25 protein-coding genes, 1 tRNA gene and 1 pseudogene are annotated in these 21,986 nt (G+C 60.2%); 16 read left to right on the plus strand and 11 right to left on the minus strand.

Annotation, left to right across the window (positions count from 1 at the left end; genetic code table 11):
• Window positions 1–188 precede the first annotated feature (188 nt).
• The 4 genes from rpoE to AB4O05_RS11845 all read left to right on the plus strand — a co-directional run bounded on the left by rpoE (window position 189) and on the right by AB4O05_RS11845 (window position 4,038).
• On the plus strand, window positions 189–770 hold the full coding sequence (rpoE, locus tag AB4O05_RS11830; RefSeq protein WP_003172477.1) for an RNA polymerase sigma factor RpoE: 582 nt from the start codon (window positions 189–191) through the stop codon (window positions 768–770).
• A 32-nt stretch (window positions 771–802) separates the two neighbouring features.
• Entirely contained in the window at window positions 803–1,390 is a 588-nt protein-coding gene (locus AB4O05_RS11835; RefSeq protein ID WP_003172479.1) for a sigma-E factor negative regulatory protein, read from the plus strand.
• Window positions 1,391–1,406: 16 nt separating this feature from the next.
• Window positions 1,407–2,369 (plus strand): MucB/RseB C-terminal domain-containing protein, encoded by a 963-nt coding sequence (locus AB4O05_RS11840; RefSeq protein ID WP_460137410.1) that lies wholly within the window; start codon window positions 1,407–1,409, stop codon window positions 2,367–2,369.
• Window positions 2,370–2,601: 232 nt separating this feature from the next.
• Entirely contained in the window at window positions 2,602–4,038 is a 1,437-nt protein-coding gene (locus tag AB4O05_RS11845; protein WP_460137409.1) for a DegQ family serine endoprotease, read from the plus strand.
• An 86-nt stretch (window positions 4,039–4,124) separates the two neighbouring features.
• On the opposite strand, the gene AB4O05_RS11850 is transcribed toward AB4O05_RS11845, so the two are convergent.
• Complete coding sequence (locus tag AB4O05_RS11850) at window positions 4,125–5,558, minus strand: M48 family metallopeptidase (RefSeq protein WP_460137408.1); 1,434 nt, start codon at window positions 5,556–5,558, stop codon at window positions 4,125–4,127.
• A gap of 95 nt (window positions 5,559–5,653) precedes the next feature.
• On the opposite strand from AB4O05_RS11850, the gene AB4O05_RS11855 reads away from it, so the two are divergent.
• Both AB4O05_RS11855 and AB4O05_RS11860 read left to right on the plus strand, forming a co-directional pair.
• Window positions 5,654–5,893, plus strand: a complete 240-nt coding sequence (locus AB4O05_RS11855) for a sulfurtransferase TusA family protein (RefSeq protein WP_460137407.1) — start codon at window positions 5,654–5,656, stop codon at window positions 5,891–5,893.
• A gap of 30 nt (window positions 5,894–5,923) precedes the next feature.
• Window positions 5,924–6,994, plus strand: a complete 1,071-nt coding sequence (locus AB4O05_RS11860) for an AI-2E family transporter (protein ID WP_460137406.1) — start codon at window positions 5,924–5,926, stop codon at window positions 6,992–6,994.
• A 55-nt stretch (window positions 6,995–7,049) separates the two neighbouring features.
• On the opposite strand, the gene AB4O05_RS11865 is transcribed toward AB4O05_RS11860, so the two are convergent.
• Both AB4O05_RS11865 and AB4O05_RS11870 read right to left on the minus strand, forming a co-directional pair.
• Window positions 7,050–7,523: a peroxiredoxin gene (locus AB4O05_RS11865; protein WP_460137405.1), complete on the minus strand. Its 474-nt coding sequence runs from the start codon at window positions 7,521–7,523 to the stop codon at window positions 7,050–7,052.
• Between the two features lie 11 nt (window positions 7,524–7,534).
• Window positions 7,535–8,095: a glycine cleavage system transcriptional repressor gene (locus AB4O05_RS11870; protein WP_460137404.1), complete on the minus strand. Its 561-nt coding sequence runs from the start codon at window positions 8,093–8,095 to the stop codon at window positions 7,535–7,537.
• Between the two features lie 273 nt (window positions 8,096–8,368).
• Here AB4O05_RS11870 and dapA point away from each other — a divergent pair, with 273 nt between their 5' ends.
• From dapA to AB4O05_RS11895, 5 genes are all read left to right on the plus strand, one after another.
• The gene (dapA, locus tag AB4O05_RS11875; protein WP_460137402.1) at window positions 8,369–9,247 is read left to right on the plus strand and encodes a 4-hydroxy-tetrahydrodipicolinate synthase; all 879 of its coding nucleotides are present in this window, start codon (window positions 8,369–8,371) and stop codon (window positions 9,245–9,247) included.
• Between the two features lie 17 nt (window positions 9,248–9,264).
• Window positions 9,265–10,380, plus strand: a complete 1,116-nt coding sequence (bamC, locus tag AB4O05_RS11880; protein ID WP_460137401.1) for an outer membrane protein assembly factor BamC — start codon at window positions 9,265–9,267, stop codon at window positions 10,378–10,380.
• A 4-nt stretch (window positions 10,381–10,384) separates the two neighbouring features.
• Window positions 10,385–11,143 (plus strand): MBL fold metallo-hydrolase, encoded by a 759-nt coding sequence (locus tag AB4O05_RS11885; protein ID WP_460137400.1) that lies wholly within the window; start codon window positions 10,385–10,387, stop codon window positions 11,141–11,143.
• Window positions 11,144–11,170: 27 nt separating this feature from the next.
• Window positions 11,171–11,884, plus strand: a complete 714-nt coding sequence (gene purC, locus AB4O05_RS11890; RefSeq protein ID WP_460137399.1) for a phosphoribosylaminoimidazolesuccinocarboxamide synthase — start codon at window positions 11,171–11,173, stop codon at window positions 11,882–11,884.
• An 83-nt stretch (window positions 11,885–11,967) separates the two neighbouring features.
• Window positions 11,968–12,057 (plus strand) — tRNA-Ser (locus AB4O05_RS11895).
• Between the two features lie 61 nt (window positions 12,058–12,118).
• Here the strand turns inward: AB4O05_RS11895 and AB4O05_RS11900 are convergent.
• Window positions 12,119–13,345, minus strand: coding sequence for an MFS transporter (locus AB4O05_RS11900; RefSeq protein ID WP_460137398.1), 1,227 nt, complete (start codon window positions 13,343–13,345; stop codon window positions 12,119–12,121).
• A gap of 458 nt (window positions 13,346–13,803) precedes the next feature.
• On the opposite strand from AB4O05_RS11900, the pseudogene AB4O05_RS11905 reads away from it, so the two are divergent.
• Window positions 13,804–14,571 (plus strand): annotated as a pseudogene (locus AB4O05_RS11905) (MCP four helix bundle domain-containing protein); the annotation flags it as partial.
• Between the two features lie 48 nt (window positions 14,572–14,619).
• Entirely contained in the window at window positions 14,620–15,429 is an 810-nt protein-coding gene (locus AB4O05_RS11910; protein ID WP_460164905.1) for a methyl-accepting chemotaxis protein, read from the plus strand.
• A gap of 45 nt (window positions 15,430–15,474) precedes the next feature.
• Here the strand turns inward: AB4O05_RS11910 and AB4O05_RS11915 are convergent, their stop codons facing one another.
• The 5 genes from AB4O05_RS11915 to tcuC all read right to left on the minus strand — a co-directional run bounded on the left by AB4O05_RS11915 (window position 15,475) and on the right by tcuC (window position 18,415).
• Window positions 15,475–15,684 carry a hypothetical protein gene (locus AB4O05_RS11915; RefSeq protein ID WP_460137397.1) on the minus strand — a complete coding sequence of 70 codons (210 nt, stop codon included), beginning with the start codon at window positions 15,682–15,684 and terminating at the stop codon, window positions 15,475–15,477.
• 67 nt (window positions 15,685–15,751) lie between these two features.
• A complete protein-coding gene (locus tag AB4O05_RS11920; protein ID WP_460137610.1) occupies window positions 15,752–15,964 on the minus strand; it encodes a cold-shock protein in 213 nt (70 codons plus the stop codon).
• Window positions 15,965–16,134: 170 nt separating this feature from the next.
• Window positions 16,135–16,290, minus strand: a complete 156-nt coding sequence (locus AB4O05_RS11925; RefSeq protein ID WP_460137396.1) for a hypothetical protein — start codon at window positions 16,288–16,290, stop codon at window positions 16,135–16,137.
• 62 nt (window positions 16,291–16,352) lie between these two features.
• Window positions 16,353–17,111, minus strand: coding sequence for a substrate-binding domain-containing protein (locus AB4O05_RS11930; RefSeq protein ID WP_460137394.1), 759 nt, complete (start codon window positions 17,109–17,111; stop codon window positions 16,353–16,355).
• Complete coding sequence (gene tcuC / locus AB4O05_RS11935; protein ID WP_460137393.1) at window positions 17,111–18,415, minus strand: tricarballylate/proton symporter TcuC; 1,305 nt, start codon at window positions 18,413–18,415, stop codon at window positions 17,111–17,113. Before tcuC ends, AB4O05_RS11930 begins: the two co-directional genes overlap by 1 nt.
• 198 nt (window positions 18,416–18,613) lie before the next feature.
• On the opposite strand from tcuC, the gene AB4O05_RS11940 reads away from it, so the two are divergent.
• Window positions 18,614–18,757 (plus strand): hypothetical protein, encoded by a 144-nt coding sequence (locus tag AB4O05_RS11940; protein WP_460137392.1) that lies wholly within the window; start codon window positions 18,614–18,616, stop codon window positions 18,755–18,757.
• 296 nt (window positions 18,758–19,053) lie between these two features.
• On the opposite strand, the gene AB4O05_RS11945 is transcribed toward AB4O05_RS11940, so the two are convergent.
• Window positions 19,054–19,446, minus strand: a complete 393-nt coding sequence (locus AB4O05_RS11945; RefSeq protein WP_460137391.1) for a VOC family protein — start codon at window positions 19,444–19,446, stop codon at window positions 19,054–19,056.
• A gap of 194 nt (window positions 19,447–19,640) precedes the next feature.
• Here AB4O05_RS11945 and AB4O05_RS11950 point away from each other — a divergent pair, with 194 nt between their 5' ends.
• Complete coding sequence (locus AB4O05_RS11950) at window positions 19,641–20,564, plus strand: LysR substrate-binding domain-containing protein (protein ID WP_460137390.1); 924 nt, start codon at window positions 19,641–19,643, stop codon at window positions 20,562–20,564.
• A 55-nt stretch (window positions 20,565–20,619) separates the two neighbouring features.
• The gene (locus tag AB4O05_RS11955; protein ID WP_460137389.1) at window positions 20,620–20,982 is read left to right on the plus strand and encodes a 5-carboxymethyl-2-hydroxymuconate Delta-isomerase; all 363 of its coding nucleotides are present in this window, start codon (window positions 20,620–20,622) and stop codon (window positions 20,980–20,982) included.
• 3 nt (window positions 20,983–20,985) lie between these two features.
• On the opposite strand, the gene AB4O05_RS11960 is transcribed toward AB4O05_RS11955, so the two are convergent.
• The gene (locus AB4O05_RS11960; RefSeq protein ID WP_460137388.1) at window positions 20,986–21,921 is read right to left on the minus strand and encodes a LysR family transcriptional regulator; all 936 of its coding nucleotides are present in this window, start codon (window positions 21,919–21,921) and stop codon (window positions 20,986–20,988) included.
• Window positions 21,922–21,986 lie beyond the last annotated feature (65 nt).

Raw genomic sequence — 21,986 nt, forward strand, 5'->3', positions numbered from 1 at the left:
CAGAAAACCGGCGACAAGATTATTCGCGCAGCCGGCATAGCCCGCGCTGCGTTTTTCGTGTGTGCCAAATCAGTGCATGCCGGAAACTTGCTTGGAGGGGGAGAACTTTTGCGAAAAGTCCGAGTCTATGTTTGCAAGCCTGATCGTTTAGTTATGCAAGCCTCCTTCAAGTACAACGAGGAGTGTTCATGCTAACCCAGGAAGAGGATCAGCAGCTGGTCGAGCGCGTTCAACGCGGCGACAAGCGAGCATTTGATCTGCTAGTGCTGAAATACCAGCACAAAATTCTCGGGTTGATCGTGCGTTTTGTGCACGACACCCATGAAGCGCAGGACGTTGCACAGGAAGCCTTTATCAAGGCGTACCGTGCACTTGGAAATTTCCGCGGTGATAGTGCGTTTTACACGTGGCTATACCGCATCGCCATCAACACGGCGAAGAACTATCTGGTATCTCGCGGACGCCGCCCACCCGATAGTGATGTCAGTTCAGAAGATGCAGAATTTTATGATGGTGATCACGGCCTCAAAGATCTCGAGTCGCCGGAGCGTGCATTGCTGCGCGACGAGATCGAAGGCACCGTCCATCGCACAATTCAGCAACTGCCAGAAGATTTACGAACGGCGTTAACTTTACGTGAATTCGATGGTCTGAGTTATGAAGACATTGCGAGCGTCATGCAGTGTCCGGTGGGGACTGTAAGGTCACGGATTTTCCGGGCCCGGGAAGCCATCGATAAAGCCTTGCAACCGTTGTTGCAGGAAAACTAAAGACAGCGGCGACAGCCAAGAGAGGAACCGCCATGAGTCGTGATGCCCTGCAGGAATCGCTGTCCGCAGTGATGGATAACGAAGCGGATGAACTGGAACTTCGTCGAGTGCTCAATGCATTCGATGATGCCGAAACCCGTGACACCTGGTCTCGTTACCAAGTCGCTCGGGCGGTGATGCACAAGGATCTTCTAATCCCTCGTCTGGATATTGCTGCGGCCGTTTCTGCCGCGCTGGCTGATGAAGCCGTTCCGGCAAAAGCTGCTCGTGGTCCATGGCGTAGCCTGGGTCGTCTGGCAGTTGCTGCCTCGGTGACTGTTGCCGTGCTGGCCGGTGTCCGCCTGTACAACCAGGACGAGATCGCTGGTGCCGAACTGGCCCAGCAAACCCAGCAGCCGGTCATGGCTGGCCCACAAGTCAAAGGCCCAGCGGTACTGGCCGGCTACAAGGAAAGCTCGGACACCACCGGCCCCATGGCCAACGGTGTGCTTCAAGGGCAATCCGGTTGGCAGGACCAGCGTCTTCCAGGCTATTTGCGCCAGCATGCTCAGGAATCTGCCCTGAAAGGTACTGAAAGCGCTCTGCCATACGCACGCGCTGCAAGTCTGGAAAACCGCTGAACCGTTAAGGAGCCCTATGCGCGCCATACCGCTCCTTACGCTTTTGCTCGGTGGTTGGTTTGCACTCTCCGCCCATGCCGATGAAGCCCAAGACTGGCTCACTCGACTTGGGCGTGCCGAGCAGCAACAGAGCTTTGAAGGGACGTTCGTTTACGAGCGTAGTGGCAGTTTTTCCACCCATGATATCTGGCATCGCGTCCGCGATGGTCAGGTTCGTGAGCGACTCTTGCAGCTCGATGGCTCGGCTCAGGAAGTGGTACGTGTGGACGGCCATACCCAATGCGTCAGCGGCACTCTGGTCGCAGGCCTTGATCATTCGCGTGGTGCACCTTCACGCGCGCTTGACCCGCAAAAACTCAATCAATTCTATGAATTGGCCGTCATCGGCAAATCCCGCGTGGCCGGTCGTAATGCGGTGATTGTGTCGATCACGCCGCGTGATCAATACCGTTATGGTTTTGAGTTGCACCTGGATCGTGAGACCGCGCTGCCGCTCAAGTCGCTGTTATTGAATGACCAAGGCCAGTTGCTGGAGCGCTTTCAGTTTACGCGCTTGAATACGTCAACCGTTCCTGATGATCAGGACTTGCAGCCGAGCAGGGACTGTACGCCTATTGCTGTGGCTGACAGCAAGGCTGGGGAGGTGGAGTCCACCGAGACGTGGCACATGGAATGGTTGCCTCCTGGTTTCCAGCTGACCAACAGCAGCACTCGCCAGGATGCCCACACCAAAGCGATCATCGACAGCTTGATGTATGAGGATGGGTTGGCGCGCTTCTCGGTGTTTCTGGAGCCGATCAACGAGGCGAGCGTGACCGAGACCCGCACCCAGTTGGGCCCTACAGTTGCCGTATCCCGACGGCTGAATACGGTAGATGGCGAAATGATGGTGACGGTCGTTGGCGAAATTCCTATCGGCACCGCCGAACGTATCGCGCTATCGGTGCGCGGTGAAAAAAAGGCGATCAACAAGCCGTGAGTTCTTAATCCTGTGTTCATCCAACGCTTTCACTGTAGCTCTGACAGGCTGGCTGCCGAGAGACATGAAATGTCTGGATCAGCATTTTCACTTGCAAAAATCTCCCATGTTTTTTATAGGTCAGAGCTTGTCGGCTCTGGCCTTGTTTTGTTCGCGGAACAAGATGTCGGTCGCAGTTTCCGGCGTTTCTTGAACCCTGTCGCTCAACCCTGCTCGTTGTAACGGGAGCTGTATGTCGATACCACGTTTGAAATCCTACCTGTCCATCATCGCCACGGTGTTCGTGCTGGCTCAGGCCGTGCCCGCGCAAGCGGTCGAGCTGCCTGACTTCACCCAATTGGTTGAGCAAGCTTCGCCGGCTGTGGTGAACATCAGTACCACGCAGAAGCTGCCCGACCGCAAAGTCTCGGACCAGCAGATGCCTGACCTGGAAGGCCTGCCGCCGATGCTGCGCGAGTTCTTCGAGCGCGGCATGCCCCAGCCACGCACGCCCCGTGGCGGCGGTGGCCAGCGTGAAGCGCAGTCCCTGGGCTCGGGCTTCATCATTTCGCCAGACGGCTACATTCTGACCAACAACCACGTGATTGCCGACGCCGACGAGATTCTCGTGCGCCTGGCGGATCGCAGTGAGCTCAAAGCCAAGCTGGTGGGTACCGACCCGCGTTCCGACGTGGCGCTGCTGAAGATCGAAGGCAAGGACCTGCCGGTGCTCAAACTGGGGAAATCCCAGGATCTGAAAGCCGGGCAGTGGGTTGTCGCAATCGGTTCGCCGTTCGGGTTTGACCATACCGTGACCCAAGGCATTGTCAGCGCCATCGGCCGCAGCCTGCCAAACGAAAACTACGTGCCGTTCATCCAGACCGACGTGCCGATCAACCCGGGTAACTCTGGTGGTCCGCTGTTCAACCTGGCGGGCGAAGTGGTGGGTATCAACTCGCAGATATACACCCGTTCCGGTGGGTTCATGGGCGTGTCCTTCGCTATCCCGATCGATGTGGCCATGGATGTCTCCAACCAACTGAAAAACGGTGGCAAGGTCAGCCGTGGCTGGTTGGGCGTGGTGATCCAGGAAGTGAACAAAGACCTCGCTGAATCCTTCGGTCTCGACAAGCCGGCCGGTGCCCTGGTCGCGCAGATCCAGGATGGCGGACCGGCAGCCAAGGGCGGCCTGCAGGTTGGCGACGTGATCCTGAGCATGAATGGCCAGCCGATCATCATGTCCGCCGATTTGCCGCACCTGGTCGGCGCACTCAAGGCCGGCGGCAAAGCCAAGCTGGAAGTGATTCGTGAAGGCAAGCGCCAGAACGTTGAACTGACCGTTGGCGCCATCCCTGAAGAAGGTGCGACCCTGGATGCCCTGGGTAACACCAAGCCGGGTGTCGAGCGCAGCAGCAATCGCCTGGGCATTTCCGTGGCCGAGCTGACCGATGAGCAGAAGAAGGCCTTCGATCTCAAGAGCGGTGTCGTGATCAAGGAAGTGCAGGACGGTCCCGCGGCCTTGATCGGCCTGCAGCCGGGTGATGTGATCACCCACCTGAACAATCAAGCGATCGATACCACCAAACAGTTCACCGACATCGCCAAGGCGCTGCCGAAGAACCGTTCGGTATCGATGCGTGTGTTGCGACAGGGCCGTGCCAGCTTCATCACCTTCAAGCTGGCCGAGTAATCCGCTAGCCCGCAGCCCAATAAAAAGCCCCGCCATCGGTTAACGATGGCGGGGCTTTTTAATGCGCTCAGATGCAGGGTGAAGGGTTAGCCCATCATCCCTTTTACCAGGCGTTCCTGTTCGATCAGCTCACGCTGCCGTGCATCGATACGTGAAGACAGTGGGAAGTTGTTGCCGGCGCGACGCTTGGCGAAGTCCAGTTGCTGGATGGCCTGCTCGAAGTCGCCCACCAATGCGAAATACTCGGCACGTGCCTGATGCAGGCCGATGATGTTGCCGGACAGCCCGCGCGTTTCGGCCACCTGGTACCACACGTCCGGATCGTCCGGGCGCGACTTGAGCAACCCATCCAAGGCCTTTTCCGCATCGGCGGTGCGATTCTGTTTAAGCAGCAGATCGACTTGTATCTGATTCAGCGGATAGTTGCCGGGGTACTGGGTGAGCATACGATCGGTACGCTGCTGGGCATCGGCCAGGCGGCTATTGTCGATGTCCAGTTGGATCTGCGCCAGGTTGTAAGTGATGTCGTTGGGCGCCTTGGCCAGCAACGCTTGCAGGTTTTCACGCGCTTGCTTGAACTGCGAGGCTTTGATCTGGGCGATGGCCAGGCCATAGCGCGCCACATCGTTTTTCGGGTTCTCGTCCAACTGCGCCTGGAACCGCTTGGCGGCGAGGCCCGACGTGTCCTCATATTGCAGTTGTACCCGGGCACGAATCAGTTGGTAGCGCAGGCTGTCTTCCTTGCCGCCGGGCTTGGCCTGTTCGGCGCGGTTGCGGGTGTCGGCGATACGCGATTCGGTGACCGGGTGAGTCAGCAGGAACTCCGGCGGCTTGGCGTCGAAGCGATATTGACGCATCAGGCGCTCGAACATGGTCGGCATGGAGCGCGGGTCGTAACCGGCTTTTTCGAGGTTGACGATGCCAATGCGGTCCGCCTCTTGTTCATTCTGGCGGGAGAAGCGGCGTTGTTCCTGGATGGCCGCCGCCTGGGTGCCGGCAATCGCGGCAATCCCCGCATCGCCCGCACCGGCGGCGGCCGCAATGATGCCGCCGAGCAGGGCGGCCATCATGGGAAGTTGCATGCGCTGCTGCGCCTCCACGCCACGAGCAAAGTGACGCTGGGACAAGTGCGCCAATTCGTGGGCCAGCACCGATGCGTATTCCCCTTCGGTCTGGGCATTGAGGAACAGGCCGCCGTTCACGCCGATGATTCCGCCCGGCGCGGCAAAGGCGTTGAGCTGCGGGCTGTTGATCAGGATGAACTCCAGGCGCCGGTCATTGACTTGGCTGGTCTCCACCAGCTTGTACACGCTGGTTTCGACATAATCCTTGAGCTGCGGGTCATTCAGCTGGGACACCTGTCCGCGCAGGTACGCCAGCCAGGCCCGGCCCAGTTGATATTCCTGTTGTGGCGAGACAATGGCAGAACTGGCGTCGCCAAGCGACGGCAGGTCGTCAGCGAAGCCTGGGGAGGCCAGCAGGCAAGCCAGCGTCAGCAGGGTGGGGCGCAAAAAAGTCATGCACAGAGCCTTTCGACAAAGAGCTTACTGTAGCCGGACACTGAGCTTCGGACCAGATATTCTAAGCACCCTGAACGCTTGCCCGGAGTAAAACCATGACCGACGCTGTAGCCTTTGATGCCGAACTCGATGCCAGCGGCCTCAATTGCCCGTTGCCCTTGCTCAAGGCCAAGCTCGAACTCAATCGACTGGCCAGCGGTGCGGTACTCAAGGTAACCGCCACGGACGCAGGCTCCCAGCGTGATTTCCGTACATTCGCCAAGCTGGCCGGGCATACCCTGCTGCACGAAGAAGAGGCGGTCGGTGTGTACCGTTACTGGTTGCGCAAGGCCTGAACCGTTGCCCCTACCCCCCGAGGTTGATTGATGTTCAAAGTGTTACGAGACTGGATCCAGCGCTACTTCTCCGATGAGGAGGCCGTGGTCTTGGCAGTCCTGCTGTGCCTGGCCTTTACGGCCGTTCTCACCCTGGGCGGCATGCTCGCGCCGGTACTGGCGGGGATGGTGCTGGCTTACCTGATGCAAGGCCTGGTTACTACCCTGGAACGCTTGCGCTTGCCCGGCGCGGCGGCGGTGGGGTTGGTATTCGCCTTGTTCATGGGGCTTCTGGTGGTGTTTATTGTGGTGGTACTGCCGCTGCTGTGGCACCAACTGATCACGCTGTTCAACGAACTGCCGGGCATGCTCGCCAAGTGGCAGTCGTTGTTGCTGCTGTTGCCGGAGCGTTACCCGCACCTGGTGTCGGATGAACAGGTGTTGCAGGCTATTGAAGTGGCACGTGGCGAAATCGGAAAGTTCGGGCAATGGGCGCTGACCTTTTCCCTGTCCAGCCTGCCCTTGCTGGTCAACATCATGATCTACCTGGTACTGGTGCCGATCCTGGTGTTCTTTTTCCTCAAGGACCGCGCGATGATCGGCCGCTGGGTGCGTGGTTACCTGCCGCGCGAGCGGGCATTGATCACCCGGGTGGCCGAGGAAATGAACCGCCAGATTGCCAACTACATCCGTGGCAAGGTCATCGAGATCATTATCTGTGGCGGTGTGACCTACATCGCCTTCATCGCCCTGGACTTGAACTACGCGGCCCTGTTGGCATTGCTGGTCGGTATTTCAGTGGTGGTGCCGTATGTAGGCGCGGTAGTCGTGACGGTACCGGTCACGCTGATAGCCTTGTTCCAGTGGGGCTGGAGTGACCAGTTCATCTATCTGATGGCGGTGTACGGCATCATCCAGACGCTGGATGGCAATGTGCTGGTGCCGCTGCTGTTCTCGGAGGCCGTCAACCTGCACCCGGTGGCGATCATCTGCGCCGTGTTGTTGTTTGGTGGGTTATGGGGATTCTGGGGCGTGTTCTTTGCGATACCCCTGGCCACGTTGTTCAAGGCGGTGCTGGACGCGTGGCCAAGACGGGAGCCGGTGGTAGCGCCTTTGTTGTAGCGGCAAGTCTATTGTGGCGAGGGAGCAGGCTTCCTCGCCACAGTCGTTCGCCAGGTCAGGCTTTGTTCAGTGCCTGGGCTGCCGCCAACACGGCATCCACGTGCCCCGGTACTTTTACGCCACGCCACTCCTGGCGCAGTACGCCATCCTTGTCGATCAGGAAGGTGCTGCGATCCACCCCCAGGTATTCCTTGCCATACAGCTTCTTCAGCTTGATGACATCGAACAGCTGGCAGACCGCCTCATCCTTGTCGCTGATCAGCTCGAAGGGGAACGCCTGCTTGCCCTTAAAGTTCTCGTGGGACTTCACGCTGTCGCGCGAGACCCCAAACACCTCGGTGTTGGCTGCCTTGAACGCGGCGTACTGGTCGCGGAAACCCTGGCCTTCGGTGGTGCAGCCTGGGGTGCTGTCCTTGGGGTAAAAGTAGAGCACCACTTGCTTGCCCTTGAGGGCGGCAAGGCTGAAGGTCTGGCCACTGGTGGCCTGGGCTTCGAAATCGGCTACGGGTTTGTCGATGACTACCGCCATGGGGGGCTTCCTTACATTGGGTTCTGTGGGCGCCACGGTTCGATCAGTGCGTCGAGGTTCAGGGCATCGGCGAAATCCAGGAACTGGTCACGCAACCAGCTGATCTGCACGCCGGCCGGCAAGGTCACGGTGAAGGTGGCGTTGAGCATGGTGCCGCCGGTTTGCGGTGCCTGGTAGGTGTCGCAGGTCAGGTTTTCCAGCTCGACGTTCTGGTCGATGAAAAACTGGCACAGCTCATTGACGATGTCCGAGCGGTAGGCCGAGCTGACGTAGGCTACATAGGGCAGGGCCTGGGGGCGGTTCTCCAGCGCGGCGCTGCGGACCACGTTGACGGTGAAGTCATGCTTTTTAGCCAGGCCCGGCAGGCCGGTTTCCAGGCGGGCCAGGGCGTCCCAGGTGCCGGAGATCTGCAGCACCAGCGCACTGCACTCGCCATGGCGGGTCAGGCGCGAGGTGACGACGGCGCAGCGGTTTTCATGGCTGGCGCGGCACAGGACGTTGGTCAGCTCCATGGGGTTGGCGCCGAGGGCACTGATAACAAGGAATTGTTCGCGAACTGTGGGGGTGGACATGCAGCCTTCCTAAAACGATGAGCGGTCGATACTGTAAGTGCCGTATCGATCAAAGCATGAAGGGTAGCGAAAAGCGTCGCCAAGGGATAGGAGGTGGCGTTTTCATTGCGTGAACGGCCTGATTTCACCCTGCCATAGGCGGTACTTTGGCCCGTTGATGGCGTTGCCCATTGTTTAGTTGCGCCAGAACGCATCCCAAGGCGGTACTTCGCTTGTACAAGCATCTTGGCGCCAGTACCATTACGGCTCTCTTTTTCCGGCAGGAGCGGTTGCATGATTGCGGGCAGTATGGTGGCACTGGTCACACCCATGGATGCACAAGGTCATCTCGACTGGGACAGCCTGGGCAAACTGGTGGACTTCCACCTGCAAGAAGGCACCAACGCCATCGTGGCGGTCGGCACCACAGGTGAATCGGCCACCCTCGATGTGGAAGAACACATCCAGGTGATCGAATTCGTGGTCAAGCGTGTCGCGGGCCGTATCGCCGTGATCGCCGGTACGGGCGCCAACTCGACGCGTGAAGCGATCGAACTGACCAAAAACGCCAAGAAAGCCGGTGCCGACGCCTGCCTGCTGGTGACCCCGTACTACAACAAGCCGACCCAGGAAGGCTTGTACCAGCACTTCCGCACCATCGCCGAAGCCGTCGACATCCCGCAGATCCTCTATAACGTACCGGCTCGTACCGCGTGCGATATGAAGACCGAGACCGTGATCCGCCTGTCCACCGTGCCGAACATCATCGGTATCAAGGAAGCCACCGGCGACCTGCAACGCGCCAAGGACATCCTGGCCGGCGTGAGCAGCGACTTCCTGGTCTATTCCGGTGACGACGCCACGGCTGTCGAGCTGATCCTGCTGGGCGGCAAGGGCAACATCTCGGTAACCGCCAACGTGGCCCCGCGCGCCATGAGCGACCTGTGCGCCGCCGCCATCGCCGGTGACGCCGAGAAAGCCCGTGCGATCCACGAGAAGCTGATGCCGCTCAACAAGACACTGTTTGTCGAATCCAACCCTATTCCCGTGAAATGGGCGCTGTTCGAGATGGGCATGATGCCGGACGGTATCCGTCTGCCGCTCACCCGCCTCAGCGAAGCCTTTCACGAACCGCTGCGACAGGCCCTGCGCCAGTCCGGCGTCCTGGTTTAATTGAGGAAGCACTACGCATGAAGCGATTGGCCGGACTTTCCGCACTTGCCTTGATTATCTCCAGCACCAGTGGCTGCGGTTGGATCTGGGGCCCGGAAGGCTACTTCCGTGACCGCGGCAGCGATTACCTGGAAGCACAAGCAACCAAACCGATGCAACTGCCGCCGGACGTCAACGTCGCCAAGCGTCTTGACCCGTTGCTGCCAATTCCGCGCAACGTCGCTGATGACACCGCCAAGGGTGAGTACGTCGTGCCACGTCCACAGCCGATCTCGGCGGTGGCGGATGCCAGCGACTACAGCCTGCAGAAGAGCGGTGACTCGCGCTGGATCGTCGCTCAGCGCCCACCCGCCGAAGTCTGGCCGGTGGCCGTGCAGTTCTTCCAGGACAACGGTTTCCGTATTGACGAGCAGCGCCCGCAGACCGGTGAATTCACCACGGCATGGCAGCAGGGCAGCGAACTGTCCGCCGCCATGGCCAAGCGCCTGCAGGCCGGTGGTGTCGCCGCCGGCAACGAAGCCCGCGTGCGCGTGCGCATCGAGCCGGGTGTGCAGCGCAACACCAGTGAAGTCTACGTGGTCAGCGCCGAGCGTCCTGCCGGCAGCACCGCCAACGTCGAGTTCACCAACCGTTCGGTCAACAGCGGAGTTGACGCCGCCCTGGTCGACGAAATGCTGGCCAGCATGAGCCGTATCTCCGAGAAGGGCGGTTCCGTTTCCCTGCTCGCCGCCCGTGACTACGACACCCCTAGCCGCGTCAGCCTCACCGAAGACGGCAGCGGCAACGTGGTACTCAACCTGGGTGAAGACCTGGACCGTGCCTGGGCCAGTGTTGGTCGTGCGTTGGAGCAAGGCCCTTGGCGTGTGGAAGACATCAACCGCAGCCTGGGCCTCTACTACATCAACGTGGCTGAGAAGGCCGAGCGCAAGGATGAAGAGCCTGGTTTCTTCGGGAAATTGTTCGGCAGCAAACCGACCAAGGAAGAAATCGAGACCCGCGCCGAGCGTTATCAGGTTCGTCTGAGCAAGGTTGGCGAAAGCGTGCAAGTCACCGTCGAGAAGAACATCAACACCGTCGCGCCCGCTGAAACAGCGCGTAAAGTGTTGGGCGTGATTCAGGACAACCTGGGCTGATCCGATGCGTTTTGCCGTTCTCGGCAGCGGTAGCCAAGGGAACGGCACGCTGGTCGCACATGACGACACGTACGTGCTGGTGGATTGTGGTTTCTCGTTAAAGGAAACCGAGCGGCGCCTGCTGCGCCTGGGGGTTCACCCCACGCAGTTGAGCGCGATTCTGGTGACCCACGAACATGCCGACCACGTGCATGGCGTGGGTTTGCTGTCTCGGCGCTACAATCTTCCGGTGTACCTGAGTCGCGGCACCTTGCGCGGGATGCGCAAACCTATTGAACCCGCGGGTTTCCTGGCCGGTGGCGAGCAACTGCAAATCGGTGCCTTGAGCATTGACGTGATTGCCGTGGCTCACGACGCCCAGGAACCGACGCAGTATGTATTCAGTGACGGCGAGCGGCGCTTTGGCGTGCTCACCGACCTGGGCTCCTACTGCGCCAAGGTGCTGGACGGTTACCGCGACCTCGATGCCCTGATGATCGAGTCCAACCACTGCCGAGACCTGCTGGCGCGTGGTCACTACCCCTACTTTCTCAAGCAGCGGGTGGGCGGCGAACGAGGGCATTTGAACAACCACCAGGCGGCATACCTGGTGTATGAGTTGGGCTGGCAAGACCTGCAACACCTGGTCCTGGCCCACCTGAGCAGCAAGAACAACCTGCCGACGCTTGCCCGGCAATGTTTTGTCGACACCCTTGGGTGCGACCCGGACTGGCTGCAACTGGCCGATCAAGATTCAGGGCTCGACTGGCGACACATCGCCTAGCCCACCTTACTCAAAGCGGAGCCCATCATGGAAAAACGTGAAGAACTCTACCGCGGCAAAGCCAAGTCGGTGTACAAGACCGACGACGCCAACCGCCTGATCCTGCTGTTTCGCAACGACACCTCGGCGTTCGACGGCAAGCGCATCGAACAGCTTGATCGCAAGGGCATGGTGAACAACAAGTTCAACGCCTTCATCATGCAAAAGCTCGAAGCGGCCGGCATCCCCACCCAGTTCGACAAACTGCTGGGCGACAACGAGTGCCTGGTGAAGAAACTCGACATGATCCCGGTCGAGTGCGTCGTGCGTAACTACGCCGCCGGCAGCCTTGTCAAGCGCCTGGGCGTGGAAGAGGGCCTCAAGCTCAACCCTTACACGTTTGAACTGTTCCTGAAGGACGACGCCAAGGGCGACCCGTTCATCAACGAATCCCACGTCGTGGCATTCGGCTGGGGCACCGCCGAGCAGTTGGCGCGCATGAAGGAGTTGTCCCTCAAGGTCAACGACGTACTCAGCAAGCTGTTCGATGACGCCGGCCTCCTGCTGGTCGACTTCAAGCTCGAATTCGGTGTGTTCCACGACGGCACTATCGTCCTGGGCGACGAATTCAGCCCGGACGGCTGCCGCCTGTGGGACAAGGACACCAAGAAGAAGATGGACAAAGACCGCTTCCGCCAGGGCCTCGGTGACGTCATCGAAGCCTACGAAGAAGTCGCCAAACGCCTCGGCGTACCGCTGTAATCGACGCAAGCATCTGATAGCACGGAAAAAATTCGCCTTGGCGCTTTGCTTCCACGAAACAGGCTGTTATGATGCGCGCCGTTGGAGAGATGCCAGAGTGGCCGAATGGGACGGATTCGAAATCCGTTGTACCTTCACCGGTACCTAGGGTTCGAATCCCTATCTCTCCGCCATAACATAGAAAAAGCCCCGTAGCTGAATAAGCTACGGGGCTTTTTCGTTTCTGCGCTTGGATCAGGCCGGTTGAGCCACCAGGCTATTACTGACCTTGCGCCCCAACACCAGCACCGTCACAAACCCACAAGTCACCAAGACCGTGGCCAGGCTTAACAGCACCGAGCTGCCCAGTTGGTCGACGATCCGCCCGCCGAAGAATGAACCCAGGGCAATAATCACCTGGAACAAGGCCACAAACAGCGGCATGCCGCGTTCGACATCCTTGGGCGCTACGACGAACATCCAGATACTGGCGCAGGCTGGGAAGGCGCCGAAGGCGAAGCCCCAGAGTGCGATCAGCATGGCTGCGCCGGTCATGCCGGTGGCGAAATGGGGGAACAGGGCGGTGCTGGTGCCGATCATCAGTGCGACCAACAGCAGGGTATGACGTACGCTGCGGTTGGCGGCGAAGCCGGCAAAGATATTCCCCATGACCCCGGCCACGCCGTAGAGCAGCAGCAGTGAGCCGATGGTCGGCCCGTCGAAACCGGCACTGAGTTTGAAGAAGGGCGCGACATACGTATACGCAGCAAAGTGCGCCAGGCCGATCAGCAATACGGCGATCAGGCCGACCCGCGCCTGTGGGTTGATAAACAAGGCCGGCAGGTCACTGACGCGGATGGCTTTTTCCGGGGTGAGTCGCGGTAGCAGGAGCACCTGCGCCAGCAGTACCGGGATGCCCACCAGTGCGGTCACCAGGAAGGTCATGCGCCAGCCCATCAGCCCGCTGAGCCAAGTGCCGACGGGCACGCCCAATACGGTGGCCAGGGTCACGCCCATCATGATGATCGAGGTGGCCTTCGCCACGTCCACCCCCTTGGGTGCCAGGCGGCCGCTGAGGGCGATGGCCGTGGCCCAGAAGCCGCCGATGCTGATGCCCAGCAGTACGCGGCCAAACAGCAGCAGGCTGAAGTCGCTGGCGAAGGCCACCACCGAGTTGGCAATGATCATGATCAGCGTCAGACCGATCAGCAGATAACGGCGGTCCATGGCGCCAATGCCGACAGACAGCAACGGCGCCGCGAGGGCGGCCATGATGCCAGGCAAAGTCACCATCAGCCCGGCATGCCCGGCACTGATGCCGAGGTCGCTGGCGACGTCGTTGAGTACGCCCACCGGGAGAAACTCACTGGTCACCAGGGCGAAGGCGCCCACCGCGACCGAGAGGATCGCCAACCACTGTTGTTTGACACTCTGTTGGTTGTGTTCGGGAAGGCCGCTGGAGGCCTGGCTGGCACTTGGCATGGTGTTGGGTTCCAAGGGAATGTCGCCCGAAAGAAGGCGAGGGGAAGAGGGTAGGGGAGGCGATTATATGAACCCAGTCGCGAAATCCCGCAGGTGCTCGTTTCGATAGTCATCATCAGTGCAATCAATGCAAAGCTTGCCGCGTGTTGGTCGTGTGATATCTTTGTGCCATTACGCGAGCTGATGGTCACGGGGGGATGTCATGAAGAAGCTGTCGATGGTGGTGTTGCTGATGGTATTGGCTGCGAGCCCAATGATTGCTATGGGTTGCCCGAAGGGCACGCATCCGGTGGGGGGCACGGGGTCACATCACAAAGGGGGGACTTGCCAGTAGTCCATGGCCAGAGCAGGGCGTCCGCCTCTCGATAGCACTTTGCGCAATAACGCTAAAGTCCTGCTCCCTCAGGCCGAAACTATCTCATACGACGTCATATTACCTATGAGAGAGCGCCTGAAAAATGTCCCTTCGCAGCCTGTCCATCGCCCGCCGTGCGGGTTTGGGTTTTGCCTTGATTGCTTTGCTCGTGGCCCTCTTGGGTTTTTTTGCGCTCTCGAACATGGCCAGCATCCGCACAAGCGCGTTGCAGGTTGAAAATGGGCTGGTGCCCAAGATGCGGCTGGTGGCGGACATTCGTGAAATCATGCTGCGTATTCGTACGATCTCTTTGCGCATGGCGCTGGACCCCAACCCCGCGAACCTCCCGCAGTACCGCAGCCAGATGGACACCCGCAGCCAGGACCTGACCAAACGGCTGGCCGAGCTGGATGTGGTGATCGACACGCCAGAGGTGCGTGCCCTCTACGACCAGTTCCAGGTCTCGCTGCGCCAGTACCAGCAGGGGCTGGCCCAGTCGTTCATCCTGGCGGATAAGCAGCAGGGCGCCGAGCTCAATAAATTGCTGCTGGTGGACATGAAAACCGTGGTCGATGGCTCCGGTGCCCAGCTCAATGCCCTGGCCGATTATTACAACGCTCAGATCAACCAGCAGGGCCTGGCGGCCGAGTCGCAGTACAGTCGGTCGCGCACCATGGTGTTCGGCTTCGTGCTCCTTGCCGCGTTGAGTACCGTGGCGCTGGCATGGTTGCTGACGCGCAGTATTGTCGGCCCGCTGAGCCACGCGGTGAGGGCGGCCGAGAATGTCGCCCAGGGGGATTTGACGCAGGCGGTGGACGTGACCGGCGACGACGAAGTCACCCGCCTGCTCATTGCACTCAAGACCATGCAAGCCAACCTGCGCGGGACCTTGCAACTGATTCGCCAGTCGGCCGGGCAGATGGCGTCGTCGGCCACTGACCTCAATGGCATCACCGATCAAAGCAGTCGCAGCCTGCAGCAGCAGACAGCCGAAATCGAGCAGGCCGCCACTGCCGTCAACGAGATGACCTCGGCGGCGGATGAGGTGGCGCGTAATGCGGTGTCCACCTCCGAGTCCACGCGCCTGTCCAATGAAACCGCGCGCGAAGGCCAGCATCGCGTGGGCGAGACCGTCAGCGCCATCCAGGCGCTGAGCACCAACATCGGTCAGACCTCGACCCTGGTGCAGAACCTGGCCGAGCAATCGCGGGACATCGGCAAGGTCCTCGATGTGATTCGCTCCATCGCCGAGCAGACCAACCTGCTGGCGCTCAACGCCGCCATCGAGGCGGCGCGCGCCGGGGAGTCCGGGCGTGGCTTTGCAGTGGTGGCAGACGAAGTCCGCGCCCTGGCCCATCGCACCCAGCAATCGACCCTGGAAATCGATCAGATGGTCACCGCGATGCGTACCGGTTCCAATGACGCGTTGACCTCGATGCAGTCGAGTACCCAGCGCGCCACCGATACCTTGGCCCTGGCGGAGGGGGCGGGTGGGGCATTGAGCCAGATCACCGACTCCATCGACCAGATCCACCAGCGCAACCTGGTGATCGCCAGTGCCGCCGAGGAGCAGGCGCAGGTGGCCAAGGAAGTGGATCGCAACATCGTGAATATTCGTGACCTGTCCGCGCAATCCTCTACCGGTGCCGGGCAGATCAATGGTTCCAGCCAGGAGCTGGCGCGGCTGGCGGTGGCGCTCAATGAGGCGGTGGCGCGGTTTCAACTGTAGTCGAGCGCGTGCCACTGACCACAGGTAGGTGGCACGCGGGCCGGGTTAATTCAGCGTCGACTCTTCAACCACCTCGATATTGATCGCCAGCCATTCGCCTCCCGGTCCCCTCACCCGTTCGTAGGTGACGGTCTGGCCTTCGCGCAGCACCTGGCCATCGCGGGGCGTGGGGCTTTGAAAGAACACGTCCTGGGTATCGTAGACGGCAGTTCCCCTGCTGATGGAGATTGCAGTCTGTGGAGTTTTATCAGGCATGGCCGTGCTCCTTTTCAGTGCAATACAGGCCCCGTTGCGGGCTGGGGAATCGTTAAGCGGTTGGGGTTCAGGGCACTATCTGGACCTTGTCGGCTTGCATGCCTTTTTGCCCTGGCACTGCTTCGAAGGTGACCTTTTGCCCCTCTTTGAGCGACTTGAACCCACTACCCTCAATCGCCCTGAAGTGCACGAACAGATCCTCACCTTTAAGCCGAGTAATAAAACCGTAGCCCTTTTCATCGTTGAACCACTTCACCGTACCTTCTTCTCTGCCGCTCATGTTGGCTGTCCTCGAAACCCTTATAGCCCGCTGCACGTCGACAAACGCTCGGTAGCGGTATTCATAATGAAAGTCTCGAAGCAACACCGCGTCAACACCCTGGAAGACCAGCGGCACTGTCATTTCTGACAGGTTCGTCGAGGGTAGAGGAGTGCGATACTGAGCGGTTTTTACGATGCATTATCGCGGCGCGATGCGGCGGGGCCGGTGAGGTCTGCAATGCCGTTGGAAATGGCGAGGGGGGCTTCGATGGCGATACCGCCCACCGAGCCCAGCTCCTGGTGAATGTGCCGCAGCTGGTGCGCAATGAGGGGTTGATCAAGCACCGCGGGCGGGCATTGCCCACCGGCGGCGCTGGCGTTGGAGCGATGGGTGCGGGGAAATGCCGTCAGCGTGACACCGAGTCCAGGCCGGTCGCTTGTACCACCGGTTGCGCCTCGGGTGACGCCAGGAACTGCAGCAGCGCCTTGGCCTGTATCGGGTGTTCGGCGTTGACCGGAATACCGGCGGCAAAGCGCGTCACCGATTGCACGTCCTCGGGGATCTTGCCGACATACGTCACCCCTTTTACCGGCAACAACTCCGCCACCTGCTGCAAGCCCACCTCGTAGTCACCCTTGGCGACCTGTTCGGCCACCGGCAGGCGCTCGATCATCGTGCCTTTGGCCGGCATGCCGAGTTTCTTGAACAGCTCCTTTTCGACATACACACCGCTGGCGCTGTCCGAATACGCCACCGACTTGGCCTTGCTCAGCACGGCCTTGAGCTCGGCGTCGGTGCCGATCGCCGGTTTCACCGCCCCTTGCTTGACCACCAGGCCGATACGCGAATCTGCCAGTTCCACACGCGATGCGGGATCGACCTTGCCTTGTTTGATCAACTCGTCCAGGGCATAGCCGACCATGATCACTACATCGGCGTGTTCGCCACGAGCCAGGCGGTTGGGAATCGCTTCCGGTGCCTTGCCCATCGATGGGCCGAGGATCGTGTCGAGGGTATCGCCGCTGTGCTTGGCATACTGCGGGCCGAGCAGTTTATACGCGGCAGTGAAGCCGCCCGAGGTCATGACCTTGAGCTCCTCGGCCTGGGCCGTCAGCGCCAGGGTGCCGAGGGCCAGGGCCATCAGGGTTTTGACCAGTGGCTTCATCACGCGGCCCCCTGCATCACCTGCCCACGGGCGTTGGCGCGGCGATACAACGCCAGGGTCGAACACAGCGCGCACGCTGCGGCGAACATCATCCAGTAGGCCGGCGAGGCTTTGTCCCCTGTGATGTGAATGAACCAGGTGGAGATCGCCGGAGTGAAGCCGCCGAAGATCGCCGTCGCCAGGCTGTAGGCCAGGGAGAAACCCGCAACGCGCACTTCCACCGGCATGATTTCCGTCAGGGCCGGGATCATTGCGCCGTTGTACATGCCGTACAGGAACGAGAACCACAGCAGGGTTTCCAGCATATGCGCAAAACTGGGCGCGTTGACTACGTAAGACAGCGCCGGATAAGCCGTAAGAACGGTCAGCACCGTCATGGCGATCAGCACCGGTTTGCGGCCAAAGCGGTCGCTCAAGGTGCCGCCGATCGGCAGCCAGACAAAGTTCGACGCCGCCACCAGCAAGGTCACCAGCAGGGCGTCGGATGTGCTCAGTTGCAGCACGGTCTTGCCGAAGGTCGGCGCGTACACAGTGATCAGGTAAAACGCGGTGGTGGTCATGGCCACCATCAGCATGCCGCCGATGACCACGGTCCAGTTCGCTGTCAGGGTCGCCAGCACTTCACGCATGGTCGGGCGATGCTTGCGGTTGGCGAACTCTTCGGTTTCCTGCAGGTTGCGACGCAGCACGAAGATGAACGGGATGATCACGCACCCGATGGCAAACGGAATACGCCAGCCCCAATCGGCCACCACGGCCGGTTCCATCCAGACGTTGAGGCCATAGCCCAGCGCGGCGGCGACGATGATGGAGATCTGTTGGCTGCCCGACTGCCAGCTGGTGTAGAAGCCTTTGCGGCCGGGCGTGGCCATTTCGGACAGGTACACCGACACACCGCCCAGTTCGGCGCCGGCCGAAAAGCCTTGCAGCAAGCGGCCCAGCAGCACCAGTAATGGCGCCCACAGGCCTATGCTTTGATAACCCGGTACCAGCACGATCAACAACGTGCCGCTGGCCATGATCGACAGGGTCACGATCAACCCTTTGCGGCGACCGACGTCATCAATGTAGGCACCCAGGATGATCGCGCCCAATGGGCGCATCAGGAAGCCCGCGCCAAATACGGCGAAGGTCATCATTAATGACGCAAACTCATTGGCGGCGGGGAAGAATGCGGCGGCGATGTAGGTGGCGTAGAAGCCGAACAGAAAAAAGTCGAACTGTTCGAGGAAGTTGCCCGAAGTAACGCGGAATACCGCACCAACTGTCGAACGGGCAGAGTCGGGCCGTGTAGGGCTAGTCATGGTTTTGTGTCTCCAGCGTTCTTTTTAAAGTGCGTGTTTCGCTTAAGACCGGTGATATTGGCTGACACATTTAGAAATGATAAGTGAATATTTTAGATTTATTAATGCGCGGTAGGTATCAGACGGAGCGAACGTCACAGTGGCGCGGTCCGTTCTATGCTTGATGTTGTGACCAATTCTTACGGATGGGAGAGGGCAATGGGTAACGAAAACAAGCAGCGCGATAAGTCGGAGCATGAGCCACCCCGGCAGCGTGAAGAAGAAAAACCACAGACCTGGAAGCACCCCGACGATGGTACGGAGCTTTCCGAGCGAGATCAGGAGCGGCCACTCAAGCCCTGATGCCGTTCAGTTAAGCGAACGCAATGCTCAACGCAACGAAGCTCCAATGTGGGAGCTGCGGTGCGACGACTCGACTTGCCCCCGTACCCCGCTCGGCATGGGCACTGACCGGTAACCTTTGTAGGAGCGAGGGGGACGCCTAGTTCCTACAGTGGTACATGGCGGTCGCCCGCCGATGCCAGTTGACCCACCGCCATTGCGGGCAAATCGAGTCGTCGCATCGCCGCTCCTGCATTTGATCTTCGTTGCATTCGCTTAACCGATCGGCATCAGGGCATGCCCGCTCAGTCAACTGTTCAGGCCGGGATCGGCGTACACAACTCCACCAGCGTCCCGTCCGGGCAGCGCACATACGACACCACTTGGCCCCAGGGCTTGGTACTGGGCGCTGCCAGCTCCCGCGCGCCATGCACCAGTGCCTTGGCGTGCGCCGTGAATACATCCTCGGTCACAAAACCCACCTCCATTCCCAATGGCTGTCTGGAGGCATGCGCCTGTACATGGCCACCGTCGAAATTCATCTCGCCTGCTTCATGCGCGGCAAACGAGAGGGTGGTTTCGCCGGTTTCCAGTTCGCCATAGGTGCCGGATTCATGCAGGAAGCGGCGGGTAAAGCCGAAGGCTTTTTCGAAAAAAGCCAGGGAGGCGGCAACGTCGGGTACATAGATGATGGTGTAGGCGAACTTCATGGTTGGCGGTCCTTGTCGATGGCGGGCATTCATGATCGACAGACCGTGGCCGGGTGACAAGAGCACAGTCGCGTCGTCGGCAAATAATTGCTCATGGGCCAGGGCCGGTAACAGGAGCCTGCCACCACCGACATAGACGCCGCCCCGTTGCCTTTCTAAACTGCCGCTTGTCTTGGGGAGAGGGGCAGGCGCCGATGAATCGCAATGAATTACGCAAGGCCGACATCAACCTGATGGTGGTCTTCGAAGCACTGATGCTCGAGCGCAACGTGACGCGAGTGGCCGAGAAGCTGTTCCTCGGCCAGCCGACCATCAGTTCGGCCCTCAACCGGTTGCGTACCTTGTTCAATGACCCGCTGTTTATTCGTGTCGGCCACCGCATGGAACCCACGGCGCGCGCCGAAGAAATCATCCAGCACTTGTCTCCGGCTCTGGACTCGTTATCGTCGGCCCTGAGCCTGACCCATGATTTCGACCCGTCCATCAGCACCATGACCTTTCGCATCGGCCTGTCCGATGATGTCGAGTTCGGCCTGTTGCCGCCGCTGCTGCGCGCCTTGCGCCAGGAGGCGCCGCAGGTGGTGTTCGTGGTTCAGCATGTGGATTACTGGCGCATTCCCGACCTGCTGGCCTCCGGCGATATCACCGTGGGCATCACCCAGACCCGCGGCCTGCCGGCGAATGCCAAGCGCAAGTTGTTGCGCCATATCCGCCCACGCCTGCTGCGCGCCGATGTATCGGACACACCGCTGACCCTCGATGAATATTGCGCACGCCCCCACGTGCTGGTCTCCCACACCGCCAATGTGTCAGGGTTTGCCGATGAGTGGCTGGCGGAAATCGGTCGCAAGCGCCAGGTGGTGCTGTCGGTGCCGCAGTACAGCGCGTTGCCCGCATTGCTGGCCGGTACCGACCTGATCGCCAGCCTGCCGGACTACACCGCCGAAGCCATGGCGGTGTCGGGCAACCTGTTCTGTGAGCCGTTTCCGTTCGAGACGCCGACCTTGGATTTGTCCATGGTCTGGCTCAGCCACGTGGACACCGACCCCGCAGAGCGCTGGGTGCGGTCGCGGCTGGAGGCGTTTATGAGTGATCGAAAGCTGGGGGCCAAGGCGTGATGCTTTTTCCGTGCTATACGTAGAAGTCTTCCTACTCATGCTTTGGAGCCGTCCCATGCCACACCTGCACTTGGAATACACCGCCAACCTGACGCAACTGGACACAGACAAGGCCCTGTTGCGCTTGAACCATGCGCTGGTGGCCTCCGGTCAGTTCGCGGCCGAGTTCGATATCAAAAGCCGTGCAATGAAGGTCGAGAGCTTTCGCGTGGGCACCGGCATGAACGAGCGTGGCTTCGTGGCGGTGCGTTTGGCGTTGCTCAGCGGGCGTTCGCCGCAGGTCAAGAAGCAGCTGTCTGAAAGCCTCCTGGCGGTATTGCAGGACCTCGGTCCCTGGCCAGAAGGCGTGCCGGTGCAGTTGAGCGTTGAACTGCGCGATATGGACCGCGACACCTACAGCAAAGTCGCCATCGGCTAAGGCTTAGAGCAAACCCTGGTCGGCGCACACCTTCACCACCTGCTCACGAAACCAGGCATTGGCACTGTCCTGCTCACTGGTTTCATCCCACTGCATCTCCAGGGTGAACCCCGGCAGGCCGTTAGGCGCCTCGCAGTGACCGAACACCGTCGCCGGCGCCAATAGCTTTTGTATACGGCGCGGCAAGGTGACGATGAAATCGCTGCCGGTGACCATCTTCAGTGCGGCGCTGTAGCTGTTGGCACGGGCGATCACCTGACGTTTATGGGCCTGGCGTGCCAGCCAGCCGTCGATCATGTTGGTATCGGAGACCCACGGCGTGGGGAACACATGGCGCCGCTCGACGAACGCTTGCAGGCTGAATGCCGGCTCCCGTGGCGCCGAGCGCTTGTCGAACACGCACACCAGGTCGTCTTCCAGCAGCATCTGGGTCTTGAGATCTTTGTGCAGGCGATGAAAGTGCGGGCCGAAGCAAATCACCAGGTCCAGGCGACCTTCGCGCAGGGCGTCGGCGGGGATGTCGGTTTCCAGCTTGTGTACGTTGACGATCACGGGCAGGTCGGCGCGGTCGAAGTTTTTCAACAGGCGCGGCAGGATCAGTTGCTCGAAATATTCCGGCGCACACACATTGAACGTCACGGCCTGCCGGGTCGGGTCGAAGGCTTGGCCACCGGCGTGGCACAGGTTGATACTTTCGAGGATTTTCTGCACATGGCCGTACATGATGTTGGCCTTATACGTAGGACGCATGCCCGCCCGCGTGTTGATAAACAGCTCGTCTTCAAAACTGGTGCGCAGCTTCTTCAGGCTATAGCTCACGGTGGACTGGCTGACGAACAGCGTTTCGGACACCTCGGTAACGCTGCTCTGGTCGTAGACGGCGATGAACACCATCAAGTCCTGCATATCGAGCTTTCTGAGCAAGTTGCTGTTTAGCATCGGTTCCGTCCGTATACGCCGTTGTACCGAACTCAGTACAAGGCAGCGCAAAAGCTTAACGGAAC

This window comes from Pseudomonas sp. S1_G07 (assembly GCF_054668565.1).